Source organism: Streptomyces sp. NPDC034049 (assembly GCF_055575575.1).
On the sequence record NZ_JBVISJ010000006.1, the window covers coordinates 121,781 to 135,525 of the forward strand.

Consider the following 13,745-nt stretch of genomic DNA (forward strand, 5'->3'; position numbering starts at 1 on the left):
CCGGCCGCCGTTTGGTGAACGGCCGGGGGCAGCCCGAAGTGCCCAAGTGGCCATGGACACAAGGCGAATCGGGCAAGTAGTGCCCGAGCGGGCGTTACTGGCCCACTTCGCCGTAGGCGGCGAGCAGGATCGCCGGGTCGGGTCCCTCCAGGACGGTGGGCTTGGCCAGACCGTCCAGGACGATGAAGCGCAGCAGGTCGCCCCGGGACTTCTTGTCGACCTTCATCGTCTCCAGCAGCCGGGGCCACTGGTCGTAGCGGTAGTGCAGCGGCAGCCCGACCGACTCGAGGACCGCGCGATGACGGTCCGCGGTGGCGTCGTCCAACCGGCCCGCCAGACGGCCCAGTTCGGCCGCGAAGTGCATGCCCACGGAGACGGCCGCACCGTGCCGCCACTGGTAGCGCTCGTTCTTCTCGATCGCGTGGGCCAGCGTGTGCCCGTAGTTGAGGATCTCGCGGCGGCCGGACTCCTTGAGGTCGCCGGAGACGACCTCGGCCTTGACCCGGATCGACCGCTCGATCAGCTCGGAGGTGTGCGGTCCGGCCGGGGTGCGGGCGGCCTGCGGGTCGGCCTCGACGAGGTCCAGGATCACCGGGTCGGCGATGAAGCCGGCCTTGATGATCTCGGCGAGTCCGGAGACGTAGTCGTTGACCGGCAGCGAGTCGAGCGCGGCCAGGTCGCACAGCACGCCGGCCGGCGGGTGGAACGAGCCCACCAGGTTCTTTCCCTCGGCCGTGTTGATGCCGGTCTTGCCGCCGACCGCCGCGTCCACCATGGCCAGGACGGTGGTGGGGATGGCGATCCAGCGGACTCCGCGCAGCCAGGTCGCCGCCACGAAGCCGGCCAGGTCGGTGGTGGCGCCGCCGCCGACACCGACGATGACATCGGTGCGGGTGAAGCCGGACTGGCCGAGGGCCTTCCAGCAGTACGCGGCGACCTCGGCGGTCTTGGCCTCCTCCGCGTTCGGCACCTGGATCGCGACCGCCTCGAAGCCCTGCTCGGCCAGGTCGGCGCGCAGCGCCTCCCCGGTGTCCGCCAGCGCCTCGGGGTGGATCACCGCGACGCGCTTGGCGCGGTGGCCGATCAACCCGCCCAGCTCGCCGAGGAGTTGACGCCCCACCAGGACCTCGTACGGCTCGGTGCCCGCCGTGCCGCCGACCTGGATACGGGTCACTGTCTCGCTCATGCTTCCTTCAACTCCAGTGCGTCCAGGGCCGCTCGGGTGACTTCCTCGGGCGTGCGGCCGTCGGTGGCGACGACGGCCGTGGCGACCTCCTCGTAGAGGTGGCGCCGGGCCTCCATCAACTCCCGCCACTGCTTGCGGGGGTTGACGGCCAGCAGGGGGCGGGCGGCGTTGAGGCCGGTGCGCTTGACGGCCTCCTCGACGTCCATCGACAGGTAGACGACGCGCTGTCCCACGAGCAGGGCCCGGGTGTCGGCGTCGAGGATCGCGCCGCCGCCGAGGGCGAGGACACCGTCGTGGCCGGCGAGAGCCGTGTGCACGGCCTTCTTCTCGATGGCGCGGAAGGCGGGCTCGCCCTCGTCGACGAAGATCTCCGCGATCTCGCGGCCCTGCGCGGCCACGATGTCGTCGTCGGTGTCGCGGTAGGCGACACCGAGCCGCTCGGCGAGCAGCCGTCCGACGGTGGACTTGCCGACGCCCATGGGGCCGACGAGGACGACCAGAGGCACCGGGCTCACCGGATCGCGAGGTGGTCGAGGTAGGAGCGGACGTTGCGGGCCGTCTCGGGGACGCTGTCGCCACCGAACTTCTCGGCCACCGCGTCGGCCAGCACCAGGGCCACCATCGCCTCGGCGACGATGCCGGCCGCCGGCACGGCGGAGACGTCGGAGCGCTGGTGGTGGGCCTGTGTGGCCTCGCCCGTGGTCACGTCGACGGTCTGAAGGGCGCGCGGCACGGTCGCGATCGGCTTCATCGCCGCGCGGACCCGCAGCAGCTCGCCGGTGCTGAGGCCGCCCTCGGTGCCGCCGGAGCGGCCGGAGACCCGGCGGATGCCCTCGGGGGTGTTCACGATCTCGTCGTGCGCCTTGGAGCCGGGCACCCGGGCCAGCTCGAAGCCGTCGCCGATCTCGACGCCCTTGATGGCCTGGATGCCCATCAGCGCACCGGCCAGGCGGGCGTCCAGCTTGCGGTCCCAGTGGACGTGCGAGCCGAGGCCCACGGGCACGCCGTACGCCAGGATCTCGACGACGCCGCCGAGGGTGTCGCCGTCCTTGTGGGCCTGGTCGATCTCCGCCACCATCGCCTTCGACGCGTCGGCGTCCAGGCAGCGCACCGGGTCGGCGTCCAGCTTCTCCACGTCGGCCGGGGTCGGGTACACCCCCTGCGGGGCCTTAGCGGCGGCCAGCTCGACGACATGGCTGACGATCTCGACGCCGGCCGTCTCCTTCAGGTACGAGCGGGCGACGGCACCGAGGGCGACCCTGGCCGCGGTCTCGCGGGCGGAGGCGCGCTCCAGGACCGGGCGGGCCTCGTCGAAGCCGTACTTCTGCATGCCGGCCAGGTCGGCGTGGCCGGGGCGGGGACGGGTCAGCGGCGCGTTGCGGGCGAGTCCGGCGAGGATCTCCGGGTCGACCGGGTCGGCCGCCATGACCTGCTCCCACTTCGGCCACTCGGTGTTTCCGACCATGATCGCCACGGGAGAGCCCATGGTGAGGCCGTGCCGCACACCGCCGAGGAAGGTGACCTCGTCGCGCTCGAACTTCATCCGGGCACCGCGTCCATAGCCCAGGCGCCGCCGGGCCAGGTGGTCCGCCACCATCTCCGTGGTGATCGGCACGCCGGCGGGAAGGCCCTCCAGCGTCGCGACAAGTGCGGGACCGTGGGACTCCCCCGCGGTCAGCCAGCGCAACCTGCTCAACGGTGCTCCTCAGTGCTCGCGCCCGGTACTGCGTCCTGCCTGCGTGTACGCGCGTCCTCGCGTACGGCGACGGCTACCGGGTGCGCGGCCCCGGCCCGCCACCTCCGATCCTCCCACGTCCGGGGCGGGAGCCGGTCACAGGTCCAGCAGACGGACGGGCCGGACGCGCGGGACGGGGCACCGCAGCGGGTCAGCGCATCTTCGCCGCCGCGCTCTTGATCGCCTCCCGGATGCGGAAGTACGTGCCGCAGCGGCAGACGTTGGCGATCTCGTCGATGTCGGCGTCGGTGGGGTCGCTGGTCCGCTTGAGCAGGGCGACGGCGGCCATGATCTGTCCGGGCTGGCAGTAACCGCACTGGGCCACGTCCTGCTCCAGCCAGGCCTCCTGGACGGGGTGCAGCACGTCGCCGTCGGCCAGGCCCTCGATGGTGGTGACCTCGCGACCCGCCGCCTCGGCGACCGGCACCACACAGGGCCGGACGGCCTCGCCGTCGAGGTGGCTGGTGCAGGCCTTGCAGACGTCGATGCCGCAGCCGTACTTCGGGCCGCGCACACCGAGCAGGTCGCGCAGCGCCCACAGCAGGGGCAGGTCGTCGGGGGCGTCGACGGTGACGGTCTCGCCGTTCACGGTGAAGGTGTGGGAGGGCATCGAGGTGCTCCTGGATCTGCGGCCGGCTCAGCGGGGGAAGGGCGTGAAATCGACGTCGAAGTTGACGGGGAAGCTGCGCGGCTTGGTGCCGGTGGCCCGCGCGTAGGCGTTGGCGACGGCGCCGACGGCCGCGGGGACGCCGAGTTCGCCCGCGCCGCCGGGTTCGTCGGCCCCCTCGACGACGAAGATCCTGACGTCCTTCGGGGAGTCCTTCTGGCGGGCGTAGTGGAACTGGGAGTAGCTGCCTTCCAGCGGCAGCCCCTCGTCGATGTGGAGCCCGGCCCGCAAGGTGGTGGAGATGGCGTCCGTGAGCCCACCGAGCAGCTGGGCCTCCAGGCCGCGCGGGTTGATGACCCGCCCCACGTCGGCCGCGATGACCGCCTTCGTCACCCTGGGCTTCTTCGGATCGGTCGCGTCGATCTCGACCAGACAGGCCGTGCAGGCCTTGTACTCGTCGTGGAAGGCGACGCCCTGGGCCCAGCCGTCGGGGAGGCTCCGTCCCCAGTCCCCCTCCGCCGCGACCTTGTCGAGCACGGCCCGCTGCCGCGCGGTCTTGAGGAACTCGCGCCGGAAGGCGACGGGGTCCTTGCCCAGCTTCGCCGCCAGTTCGTCGACGATGATCTCCTCGGCGCCGCGGGTGTTGGCCGAGTACACCGAGCGCCACGACCCGGTGTGCATCCTGATCGGCACCTCGGTGAGCGTCTGGGTGGTGACGCCGAAGTTGTACGGGGACTTCACCGTGGTCAGGAACAGGGTCTGGGCCAAGGTCGCGTTCCCGAGGCCGGACGGCAGGCTCGCCGCGGCGGCGGTGATCGCGTCACCGAGACCGTGGCGGAAGTCGGTCTCCACGGCGGCCACCTGGTGCTGGAAGGTGAGCACCTGCCCGGCCGCGTAGGTGGCCCGGACCCGGTGGTGGGTGGCAGGCCGCATCCGCCCGTGCCGCATGTCGTCGATACGGGACCACATCAGCCGTACGGGCCGCCCGCTCTTCTTCGACACGACGGCGGCCTCCAGTGCCGCGTCGTGGAAGAGCCGCCGCCCGAAGGAGCCGCCGGACTGGACGACGTGCACCTCGACCTTGGACACGGGAAGCCCGACGGCCTTGGCGATGGCGGCCTGGGCAACGATCGGGGACTTCAGCCCGGACCAGATCTCGGCCCGGTCCTCCCGTACGTCGGCGACGGCCGAGTTGGTCTCCAGCGGAGCGTGACTGGCGAACGCGAAGTCGAACTCCCCCTCCACCTTCTTCACCAGCAGCCCGAGGACGTCCAGCGAGGGCGTGGCCGCCTTCAGCTTCGCCCTGATGCCGTCGTCCGAGAGGGTGTCGACACTCCCCGGGCCCCAGGTGACGTCCAGCGCCTCCTTGCCGTCGAGGGCCTGCCCGAACGTCTCCGCGACGACGGCGACGCCGGTGTCGATGGTCACCACGTCGAGCACACCGGGCATGGCCCGTACGGCCGCCTCGTTGTTCACCGCCTTCACGGTGCCGTTGATCGTCGGCGGCCTGCGCACCATGCACGGCTTGGCCCCCGGCACGTCGAGGTCGAGCGTGTAGGCCTGCTTGCCGGTGACCAGGGCGCGGGCGTCGATGCGTGAGGTGGGCGTGCCGACGAGGGTGTGTTCCGACTCCTTCTTCGGCGTGACGGTGAGGGAACCGAGGTCGAGGGAGGCGGCGGCCGCCGAGAGCGAGCCGTAGGAGGCGGTACGCCCGTCCGGCGCGACGACCACGCCCTGACGTACCGTCAATCCACTTGCCGGGGTTCCCCATTGTCTCGCGGCGGCGCCGACCAGGCGGGCTCGGGCGGCGGCTGCCGTGTGCCGGACCGGATCGTAGAGCGAGCGGACGGAGTTGGAGCTGCCGGTGAGCTGGTTGAACAGCAACTCCGGCCGTGCGTCGTCCAGTTGGATCCTGACCCGGTCGAGCGGAGTGTCCAGTTCCTCCGCCACCAGCATCGCCACGGCGGTGGTGAGCCCCTGCCCGACCTCCTCGCGCGGCAGCCGGAAGTGGGTTACGCCCTCCTCGTCGACGCTCAGCACCAGCATGTGCGCCGTCGGCGTCCCGGCCAGGATCAGCAGATCGCCGAGGTCCACCAGATCCGCCGGTGCGGGCAGTGTGGGGATCGACGCCTCCGCGCTGCCGGGCTCGTAGACGTCCAGGCCGATCCTGGTCGCGACCGCGAGGGTGGGCGCGGCCACCAGATACGTGAGAAACCTGCGCCGGGAGTGACGTGACATGTGGGCTCCGTTCGACGCCCCGCCTGCGTCGCCGGGCCGCCCGGTGATGATCGCCGCTGGTTACCCCTCGGTACAAGGGGTTCACAGGATCAGCACACGCGGGACGCCCGCCCTCTTTCAGCCCCGCTCAGCCGCGCTCGGCCAGCGCCCGCTCCCCCGCCGTCCGCATCGCCGTCACCGGTGCCGTCTTGCACCCGGTCATCTGCTCGACCTGGAGCACCGCCTGGTGGACGAGCAGATCGAGTCCGCTGACGACGGCACCGCCGTACGCCGACCAGCGCGCGGCGAGTTCCGTCGGCCACGGGTGGTACAGCACGTCGAACAGCGTCGTCGGCCGCTCCGGCACGGCACCGGACAGCGCGTCCGTCGCCCCGGCCGGTGTCGTGGCGATGACGAGGGGAGCGCTCAGACCGCGCTCGGCCTCCGCCCAGTCCGCCGTACGGACCTCGACGTCCAGCCGCTCGCCCCACTGCCGCATCTCGGCGGCCCGCGCCTCGCTCCGGACGTACGCCACGACCTCACCGGTGCAGATCCGGGCGAGCGCGGCGAGCGCGGAGGACGCCGTGGCCCCCGCGCCGAGGATGGCCGCCGACTCCACCTGCTCGATGCCGCGCTCCCGCAGGGCCGCGACCATCCCGGGGATGTCGGTGTTGTCGCCGACGCGACGTCCGTCCTCGGTGAACACCAGCGTGTTGACCGCCTCGACGGAGGTCGCCGTCTCGCTGATCTCGTCCAACAGCGGAATGACCGCCCGCTTGAGCGGCATGGTCAGCGAGAGCCCCGCCCACTCCGGCCCCAACTGCTCGACAAACCCGGACAATGCGTCCTCATCGACCTCGAAACGGTCGTACGACCAGCCGGTGAGCCCGAGTTCGGCGTACGCGGCGCGGTGCAGCACCGGGGAGAGCGAGTGAGCGATGGGCGAACCGAGCACGGCGGCGCGGTTCTTGCTGGCGGTGCGGCTCATTGTTGGTTCTGCGCTTCCTGGTACTTCCGGCGGTTCTTGTTGTGCTCTTCGTTGGTGACCGCGAACAGCGTCTCGTCCTCGTTGATCGACACGAAGTAGTACCAGTCGCCCTTGGCCGGCTCGAGGGCTCCCTCGATCGCCACGTCACCGGGGTTGCCGATCGGCCCGGGCGGCAATCCATACACCTTGTACGTGTTGTACGGGTCGTCGATCCGCCGCAGCGAGTCGACCGAGCCGGTCGCCAACTTGGATTCACCGCGCAGGTAATTGACCGTCGAGTCGAAGTCGAGCAGACCAGCCGTCTCCGCGTTGTTGGGTTCGAGACGGTTGTAGACGACCCGCGCGATCTTCTTGTAGTCCTTCTTGTTGTTTCCCTCGGCCTGGACAAGGCTTGCGACGGTGAGCACCTGAAGCGGACTTTCGAGCTTGAGGCCCTTGGCCTTGCCCGCCAGATCGAACTGCTCGTACTTCGCCTTCGCGAGATCGATCATTTCCTTCAGGACCGCCTCGGGCTTCATCCCCTTCGCGACCGGATACGTGGACGGGTAGAGGAATCCTTCCAGCGGATCCTTGATGTCGTCGTTGTCGTTCGCCCACTTGGGCAGGCCGAGCGAGTCCCACTTCTTCTCGGCGACATCCTCGGTCGTGCCCTTGTCGAGGCCCAACTCCTTGTCGATCTTCGCGTAGACCGAGTTGTTCCGCTCACCTTCGGTGACGGTGAAGTTGTTCTGGCTCTTCGGATCCAGCATCAGGGCGATAGCGTTTTCAGCGGACATCTCCTTCTTCAGGAGATAAACGCCGGCTTGAATGCCCTTACCAGGGTTCTTCGCCAGCGCGGCCGTAAAGGCGTCGACACTCTTGACGACCCCGGCCGCCTTCAGCTTCTGCCCGATGTCCGACCCGAATTCACCCTTGTCGACCGTGATCGTGACGGTCTCGTTCGTGCCCTTGCCCGAGTAGTCGGGAGCCTCGCCGAAGCGGCTCTGGAAGAACTGGTACCCGAAATAGCTCACACCGGCGAAGCCGCCGCCGAAGACCATGACGACCACCAGACAGGCGCACCCGCTGCGGCGCTTCTTGCCGCCCTTGCCCGGTTTCTTGGACTTTCCGCCGCGGCCCTTCCGGTCGCCCCGGCCCGCGGGTCCCTCCGCCTCGTCGTCATCGTCGTCATCGGCGCCACCCGCGAAGAACGCGTGCTCGCCCTGGTCCGGACCGGGGTCCCAGTCGGTCCGCTCGCCGGCCGGCGGCATCTCGGCCTCGGGCTCCGGAGCGGGCGCGGGCGTGGTGTTCGCGCGACGGCGGGCGGGCGGCTCCGGCGGCGGATACGCGTCGGGCGCACCATAGAAGTCCTGTTGGCCGCCGCCCCCGTAGGCCATCGCCTGCTGCTGGCCGCCGTAGGGGTCGTTCGGGTCGCCCGGGTAAGTGCCCTGCTGGTGCTCGTGCGTTCCGTTCCAGCCGCCGTCGACCTGGTCGTACTGCTGCTGACCAGGTCCGGGGTACTGCTGGTGGTGCTGGGGCTGCTGCTGGCCGGCGTACTGCTGCCCCGGGTCGCCGTACTCCTGCTGGTACTGCTGCTGGGCGTAGGCGTCCTGGTGGCCGTTGCCCCAGTGGCCGTCGCCGTGTCCGTTGCCGTAGTGCTGCTGGTACTGCTGCTGCTCCGGGTAGTGCTGCTGCGGCTGGCCGCCGTAGGCGGACTGCGGGCCTCCCTGGGCCTGCTGTCCGTCCCATCCGCCGTCCCCGTACAACGGGTCGTCCGGATGCCACGGTTCGGAGCCTGGGCCCCGGCCATACTCAGTCATCGATCCCCTAGAGCCGCGAGGCGGCGGTCACGCGGGGCCTGTGGCTCGGCTGTCGTCCCCGCCTCTTTTTGTGCGGTGGCTGTTCGAAGGCCACCACATCGCGCGGAACGTTACCGTATCGCGATCAGATGACCACTTCGACGCCCTCGCCCGGAGCTTTGCCTGACATCCGTTCGGATTCCAACGCCTGTTGCAGGATGATCACGGCCGCTGCCTGGTCGATGACCGACCTGCCCTTTTTGGATTTCACACCTGAGGCACGCAGTCCTTGACCGGCTGTCACCGTGGTCATCCTCTCGTCGATGAGTCTGACCGGAACGGGCGCGATCATGCGAGCCAACTCCTGGGCGAAGCCCCGTACCTTGACGGCCGCCGGACCCTCTCCGCCCTTCAGAGAGCGTGGCAGCCCGACGATTACCTCGATAGGTACGTATTCGTCGACCAGTTGTCTCAATCGCCGCTGAGCGGCCGGGACATCACGTCCGGGGACCGTCTCGACCGGGGTGGCGAGGATCCCGTCGGGGTCGCAGGAGGCGACCCCGATCCGGGCGTCCCCGACGTCGATCGCGAGGCGACGGCCGCGGCGCAGGGCCGGACCGTCGCCTTCGCTCGTGTGATCCGTGGTGCTCACTTGGCCGTCTCGGCGACCAGGCGCTCGACGGCGTCCACGGCCTCGCCGACGGCGGCCGCGTTCTGGCCACCGCCCTGGGCGACGTCCGGCTTGCCGCCACCGCCGCCACCGAGGGTCTTGGCGGCCGTACGGACCAGGTCGCCGGCCTTCAGACCGCGTTCACGGGCGGCCTCGTTGGTGGCGATGACCGTGAGCGGCTTGCCGTTCACGACGGTGAAGAGGGCGACCACGACGGCCCGGCCGCCCTGGATGCGTCCGCGCACGTCGAGGACCAGCTTGCGCAGGTCGTCGGCGGTGGTGCCGTCCGGGACCTGACCGGTCACGAGAGCGACGCCGGACACATCCTTGGCGGACTCGGCGAGACCACCGGCGGCCTGCAGCACCTTCTCCGCGCGGAACTTCTCGATCTCCTTCTCGGCGTCCTTCAGCTTGCCGAGCATGGCGGAGACCTTCTCCGGAAGCTCCTCCGGACGGCCCTTGATCAGCTCCTGGAGCTGGGCGACGACCGTGTGCTCCCGGGCGAGGAAGTTGTAGGCGTCGACGCCGACGAGGGCTTCGATACGGCGCACACCGGAGCCGATCGAGGACTCGCCGAGCAGCTTCACCAGGCCGAGCTGCGAGGTGTTGTGGACGTGCGTGCCGCCGCACAGCTCCTTGGAGAAGTCGCCGATGGTGACGACGCGGACGCGCTCGCCGTACTTCTCGCCGAACTCGGCGATGGCGCCCTGCCTCTTGGCCTCGTCGATGCCCATGACCTCGGCGTGGACGTCCAGATCGCGGGCGAGCACCTCGTTGATCTTCTGCTCGACGTCGGTCATCACGGCCGTCGGGACGGCGGACGGGGAGCCGAAGTCGAAGCGGAAGCGGCCGGGCTGGTTCTCGGAACCGGCCTGGGCGGCCGTCGGGCCGAGGGCGTCGCGCAGGGCCTGGTGGGTGAGGTGGGTGGCCGAGTGGGCGCGGGCGATGGCCGTACGGCGACGGCCGTCGATCGAGGCCTGGGCCTTGGCGCCGACGGTCACCTCGCCGACCTGGACGACGCCCTTGTGGACGTACACACCCGGGACCGGCTTCTGGCAGTCGCGGATCTCGATGACGGCACCGGAGTCGACCTTGATGCGGCCGGTGTCGCCGATCTGACCGCCGCCCTCGGCGTAGAACGGGGTGCGGTCGAGGACGATCTCGACCTCGTCGCCCTCGGTGGCGGCGGGCGAGGAGAGACCGTCGACGAGGATGCCGACGACCGTGGACTCGCCCTCGGTGTCCGAGTACCCGATGAACTCGGTCTCGCCGGCGTTGTCGGCGATCTCGCGGTAGGCACCGAGGTCGGCGTGGCCGGTCTTCTTGGCGCGGGCGTCGGCCTTGGCCCGGTCCCGCTGCTCCTTCATCAGGCGGCGGAAGCCGTCCTCGTCCACGGTCAGGCCCTGTTCGGCGGCCATCTCCAGGGTGAGGTCGATCGGGAAGCCCCAGGTGTCGTGGAGCAGGAACGCCTTGTCACCGGCGAGGACCTGGCCACCGGAGGCCTTGGTCTCCGTGACGGCGGTGTCGAGGATGTTGGTGCCGGCCTTCAGCGTCTTGAGGAAGGCGTTCTCCTCGGCGAGGGCGACCTTCTCGATGCGCTCGCGGTCGGTGATCAGCTCGGGGTACTGCTGGCCCATCATGCCGATGACGACGTCGATGAGGTCCTTGACGACCGGGCCGGTGGCGCCGAGGAGGCGCATGTTGCGGATGGCGCGACGCATGATGCGGCGCAGGACGTAGCCACGGCCCTCGTTGCCGGGGGTGACGCCGTCGCCGATCAGCATCACGGCGGTACGGATGTGGTCGGTGACCACGCGCAGGGAGACGTCGGACTCGTGGGCGTCGCCGTAGCGGACGCCGGTCAGCTCGGTGGCCTTGTCGATCACGGCCATGGAGGTGTCGATCTCGTACATGTTCTGCACGCCCTGCAGAATCATGGCGAGGCGCTCCAGGCCGAGGCCGGTGTCGATGTTCTTGCTGGGCAGCTCGCCGAGGATCTCGAAGTCCTCCTTGGAGGTGCCCTCGCCGCGCTCGTACTGCATGAAGACCAGGTTCCAGATCTCCACGTACCGCTCGTCGTTGACGGCGGGGCCGCCCTCGACGCCGAACTCCGGGCCGCGGTCGTAGTTGATCTCGGAACACGGGCCGCACGGGCCGGGGACGCCCATGGACCAGTAGTTGTCCTTCTTGCCGAGGCGCTGGATGCGCTCCTTGGGCACGCCGACCTGCTCGTGCCAGATGCGCTCGGCCTCGTCGTCGTCCTTGTAGACGGTGATCCAGAGCTTCTCCGGCTCCAGGCCGTAACCACCCTTGTCCTGGGGGCTGGTGAGCAGCTCCCAGGCGTGCTGGATGGCGCCTTCCTTGAAGTAGTCGCCGAAGGAGAAGTTGCCGCACATCTGGAAGAACGTGCCGTGCCGGGTGGTCTTGCCGACCTCTTCGATGTCCGGCGTACGGACGCACTTCTGCACGCTGGTGGCACGGGCGAAGGAGGGCTTGACCTCACCCAGGAAGTACGGCTTGAAGGGGACCATTCCCGCGTTGACCAGGAGCAGAGTCGGGTCGTCCGCGATGAGCGACGCCGAAGGGACAACGGTGTGACCGCGCTCCTCGAAGAAGCTCAACCAGCGGCGACGAATCTCGGCCGACTCCATCAGTGGTCCTCATTCCGGTTGTACGGGTACGACGAGTTGTCGGCGTACCTCGAATTCCTGCTGTACTTCGGGGGGTTGCTGTTCTCGATGGCGACGACGCGCCGGGGGGCCGGGAGTTCCGGAAGGTGATCGGGGTCGGCCTCGATACCGAGGGCCTCGCCCAACTCGGCCTCCCGCTGGGCCATGTTGTCGCGGACGTCGAGCGCGAAGCCGACGGCCCGGTCCTTGATCCGGTGGCCCGCCTCGACCGCCTTGTTCGCCGCCTGGGCGGCGAGGTGCTCGGGGGTGAGCTGCTTCAGTGTGCGGTTGACCTTGGTGGTGGCCCACACTCCGGCGGCGACGCCTGTGGTGAACCAGAACGTACGACGGAACATCGCTCGGTCAGTCCTTCTTTCCACGGGTGTCACGCCTGCTCCGGCGCGTGCCCGGAACGGTACGCCCCACGATCACCGTACGACGCGGCTCCTTGGCGGGCTCGCCCTCCCGGCGGCCGCCCATGGCCCGGCGTACGCCGTAGCCGAAGGCGGCGACCTTGACGAGGGGGCCGCCGAAGGTGGACGCGACGGTCGTGGAGAGCGCCGAGGCGTTCGACGTGACCTCCTGGACGTCGGACGCGATGGCGTCGACCCGCTCGATCTGGGTCTGCGCGGAGCGGACCGCGGTGGACGCGTCGGCGAGGAGGGGGACGGCCTGGTCGGTCACGTCCGCGACGAGCTTGGTGGTCGCCTTGAGCGTCTGGGCCAGCCTCGCCAGCGCGACGGCGAGGAAGGAGACCAGGATCGCCCAGAAGACGGCCACCAGGATCCCGGCCACCTCTCCACCGGACACTGTCTGCACCCGCTCCCTGGAACATGCCTGAACGTCGAAAGTCGTGTCCCGAGCCTATCGCGCCGCGGCGATCGCTCAGTACCGCATTAATGCCTACCGCACCAAGACGTCAGCCCGCCGTCCCGCCCGCCTCGGAAGGCGGGGGAACGACGGGCTGACGCTCGGTGCGTGGTCCTACGTCCGTCGAAGGAGGATCAACGGGCGTAGTACTCGACGACGAGCTGCTCGTCGCAGATGACCGGGATCTCCTTGCGGTTCGGGTCGCGGTCCAGGCGGAAGGCCAGGGCCTTCAGGTTCACCTGGAGGTAGCGCGGGGTCTCGCCGTCGGCGGCGAAGCCACCCTCGCGAGCGACCTCGAACAGCGGCTTCTGACGGCTACGCTCACGGACCATGACGACGTCGTCCGGCTTGACGCGGAAGGACGGCTTGTCGACCTTGTGGCCGTTGACCTCGATGTGGCCGTGAACGACCATCTGACGGGCCTGGTAGATCGTGCGGGCGATGCCCGAACGCAGGACCAGCGCGTCGAGACGGCGCTCGAGCTCGATGATCAGGGCCTCACCGGTCTTGCCCTGGACCTTGGAGGCACGCTCGTAGGCGCGGACGAGCTGGCGCTCGGACACGTCGTACTGCGCGCGCAGACGCTGCTTCTCGAGCAGACGGACCTTGTAGTCCGAGTTCTGCTTGCGGCCGCGGCCGTGCTCGCCCGGCGGGTAGGGGCGGGCCTCGAAGTACTTGACGGCCTTCGGGGTCAGCGCGATGCCGAGGGCACGCGACTTCTTGACCTTGGGGCGGGACTGGTTCGCCACGATCTCTCATTTCTGGGTGTTCGGCTTGTCAGGGTTGAGGGAGGTCGCATCCGCAGCCGGGGAAACCCGCCGGATCCGCGAGGGACCCGATGGGCAGCCGCTCCCCTGGTCTGGGCACATACGTGCAGCACGCGAGTGGCCCACCGACCGGTCCCGTCGTACGACAGATGGTGGTGGGCTGCCCGCGACACCATTCGAACGGTGCGCGACGCTCCTGGAACCCCCTGAGGGGTTCCGGCTGACCGTCCCGTTCTGACTGCACGGGACACAGCGCTT

12 protein-coding genes are annotated in these 13,745 nt (G+C 69.7%); all 12 read right to left on the bottom strand.

Annotation, left to right across the window (positions count from 1 at the left end; genetic code table 11):
- Positions 1 to 94: 94 nt before the first annotated feature.
- The 12 genes from aroB to rpsD all read right to left on the bottom strand — a co-directional run bounded on the left by aroB (position 95) and on the right by rpsD (position 13,469).
- The gene (aroB, locus tag ACZ52C_RS19285; protein ID WP_469075867.1) at positions 95 to 1,186 is read right to left on the bottom strand and encodes a 3-dehydroquinate synthase; all 1,092 of its coding nucleotides are present in this window, start codon (positions 1,184 to 1,186) and stop codon (positions 95 to 97) included.
- Entirely contained in the window at positions 1,183 to 1,665 is a 483-nt protein-coding gene (locus ACZ52C_RS19290; RefSeq protein ID WP_469076149.1) for a shikimate kinase, read from the bottom strand. The genes aroB and ACZ52C_RS19290 overlap by 4 nt, the downstream gene beginning before the upstream one ends.
- Positions 1,666 to 1,697: 32 nt before the next feature.
- Entirely contained in the window at positions 1,698 to 2,882 is a 1,185-nt protein-coding gene (gene aroC / locus ACZ52C_RS19295) for a chorismate synthase (protein ID WP_193380486.1), read from the bottom strand.
- Between the two features lie 190 nt (positions 2,883 to 3,072).
- Positions 3,073 to 3,531: a (2Fe-2S)-binding protein gene (locus ACZ52C_RS19300; RefSeq protein ID WP_469075868.1), complete on the bottom strand. Its 459-nt coding sequence runs from the start codon at positions 3,529 to 3,531 to the stop codon at positions 3,073 to 3,075.
- A gap of 27 nt (positions 3,532 to 3,558) precedes the next feature.
- The gene (locus tag ACZ52C_RS19305; RefSeq protein ID WP_469075869.1) at positions 3,559 to 5,766 is read right to left on the bottom strand and encodes a xanthine dehydrogenase family protein molybdopterin-binding subunit; all 2,208 of its coding nucleotides are present in this window, start codon (positions 5,764 to 5,766) and stop codon (positions 3,559 to 3,561) included.
- A 127-nt stretch (positions 5,767 to 5,893) separates the two neighbouring features.
- Positions 5,894 to 6,733 (bottom strand): shikimate dehydrogenase, encoded by an 840-nt coding sequence (locus ACZ52C_RS19310; protein ID WP_469075870.1) that lies wholly within the window; start codon positions 6,731 to 6,733, stop codon positions 5,894 to 5,896.
- On the bottom strand, positions 6,730 to 8,532 hold the full coding sequence (gene mltG, locus ACZ52C_RS19315) for an endolytic transglycosylase MltG (RefSeq protein ID WP_469075871.1): 1,803 nt from the start codon (positions 8,530 to 8,532) through the stop codon (positions 6,730 to 6,732). Before mltG ends, ACZ52C_RS19310 begins: the two co-directional genes overlap by 4 nt.
- 124 nt (positions 8,533 to 8,656) lie before the next feature.
- Complete coding sequence (gene ruvX / locus ACZ52C_RS19320; RefSeq protein ID WP_045557237.1) at positions 8,657 to 9,163, bottom strand: Holliday junction resolvase RuvX; 507 nt, start codon at positions 9,161 to 9,163, stop codon at positions 8,657 to 8,659.
- Complete coding sequence (alaS, locus tag ACZ52C_RS19325; RefSeq protein WP_469075872.1) at positions 9,160 to 11,832, bottom strand: alanine--tRNA ligase; 2,673 nt, start codon at positions 11,830 to 11,832, stop codon at positions 9,160 to 9,162. The genes ruvX and alaS overlap by 4 nt, the downstream gene beginning before the upstream one ends.
- Complete coding sequence (locus tag ACZ52C_RS19330) at positions 11,832 to 12,206, bottom strand: hypothetical protein (RefSeq protein ID WP_469075873.1); 375 nt, start codon at positions 12,204 to 12,206, stop codon at positions 11,832 to 11,834. Before ACZ52C_RS19330 ends, alaS begins: the two co-directional genes overlap by 1 nt.
- A gap of 7 nt (positions 12,207 to 12,213) precedes the next feature.
- Positions 12,214 to 12,660 carry a DUF948 domain-containing protein gene (locus ACZ52C_RS19335; protein ID WP_086800689.1) on the bottom strand — a complete coding sequence of 149 codons (447 nt, stop codon included), beginning with the start codon at positions 12,658 to 12,660 and terminating at the stop codon, positions 12,214 to 12,216.
- Positions 12,661 to 12,854: 194 nt separating this feature from the next.
- Positions 12,855 to 13,469 carry a 30S ribosomal protein S4 gene (rpsD, locus tag ACZ52C_RS19340; RefSeq protein ID WP_033532580.1) on the bottom strand — a complete coding sequence of 205 codons (615 nt, stop codon included), beginning with the start codon at positions 13,467 to 13,469 and terminating at the stop codon, positions 12,855 to 12,857.
- Between the last annotated feature and the right edge of the window lie 276 nt (positions 13,470 to 13,745).

What these genes read in the sequence shown, in the direction of transcription:
- ACZ52C_RS19330 (WP_469075873.1), bottom strand. Translation starts at nt 12,206, where the DNA reads ATGTTCCGTCGTACGTTCTGGTTCACCACAGGCGTCGCCGCCGGAGTG.
- alaS (WP_469075872.1), bottom strand. Translation starts at nt 11,832, where the DNA reads ATGGAGTCGGCCGAGATTCGTCGCCGCTGGTTGAGCTTCTTCGAGGAG.
- ACZ52C_RS19290 (WP_469076149.1), bottom strand. Translation starts at nt 1,665, where the DNA reads ATGGGCGTCGGCAAGTCCACCGTCGGACGGCTGCTCGCCGAGCGGCTC.
- ACZ52C_RS19305 (WP_469075869.1), bottom strand. Translation starts at nt 5,766, where the DNA reads ATGTCACGTCACTCCCGGCGCAGGTTTCTCACGTATCTGGTGGCCGCG.
- mltG (WP_469075871.1), bottom strand. Translation starts at nt 8,532, where the DNA reads ATGACTGAGTATGGCCGGGGCCCAGGCTCCGAACCGTGGCATCCGGAC.
- aroB (WP_469075867.1), bottom strand. Translation starts at nt 1,186, where the DNA reads ATGAGCGAGACAGTGACCCGTATCCAGGTCGGCGGCACGGCGGGCACC.
- ACZ52C_RS19300 (WP_469075868.1), bottom strand. Translation starts at nt 3,531, where the DNA reads ATGCCCTCCCACACCTTCACCGTGAACGGCGAGACCGTCACCGTCGAC.
- ACZ52C_RS19310 (WP_469075870.1), bottom strand. Translation starts at nt 6,733, where the DNA reads ATGAGCCGCACCGCCAGCAAGAACCGCGCCGCCGTGCTCGGTTCGCCC.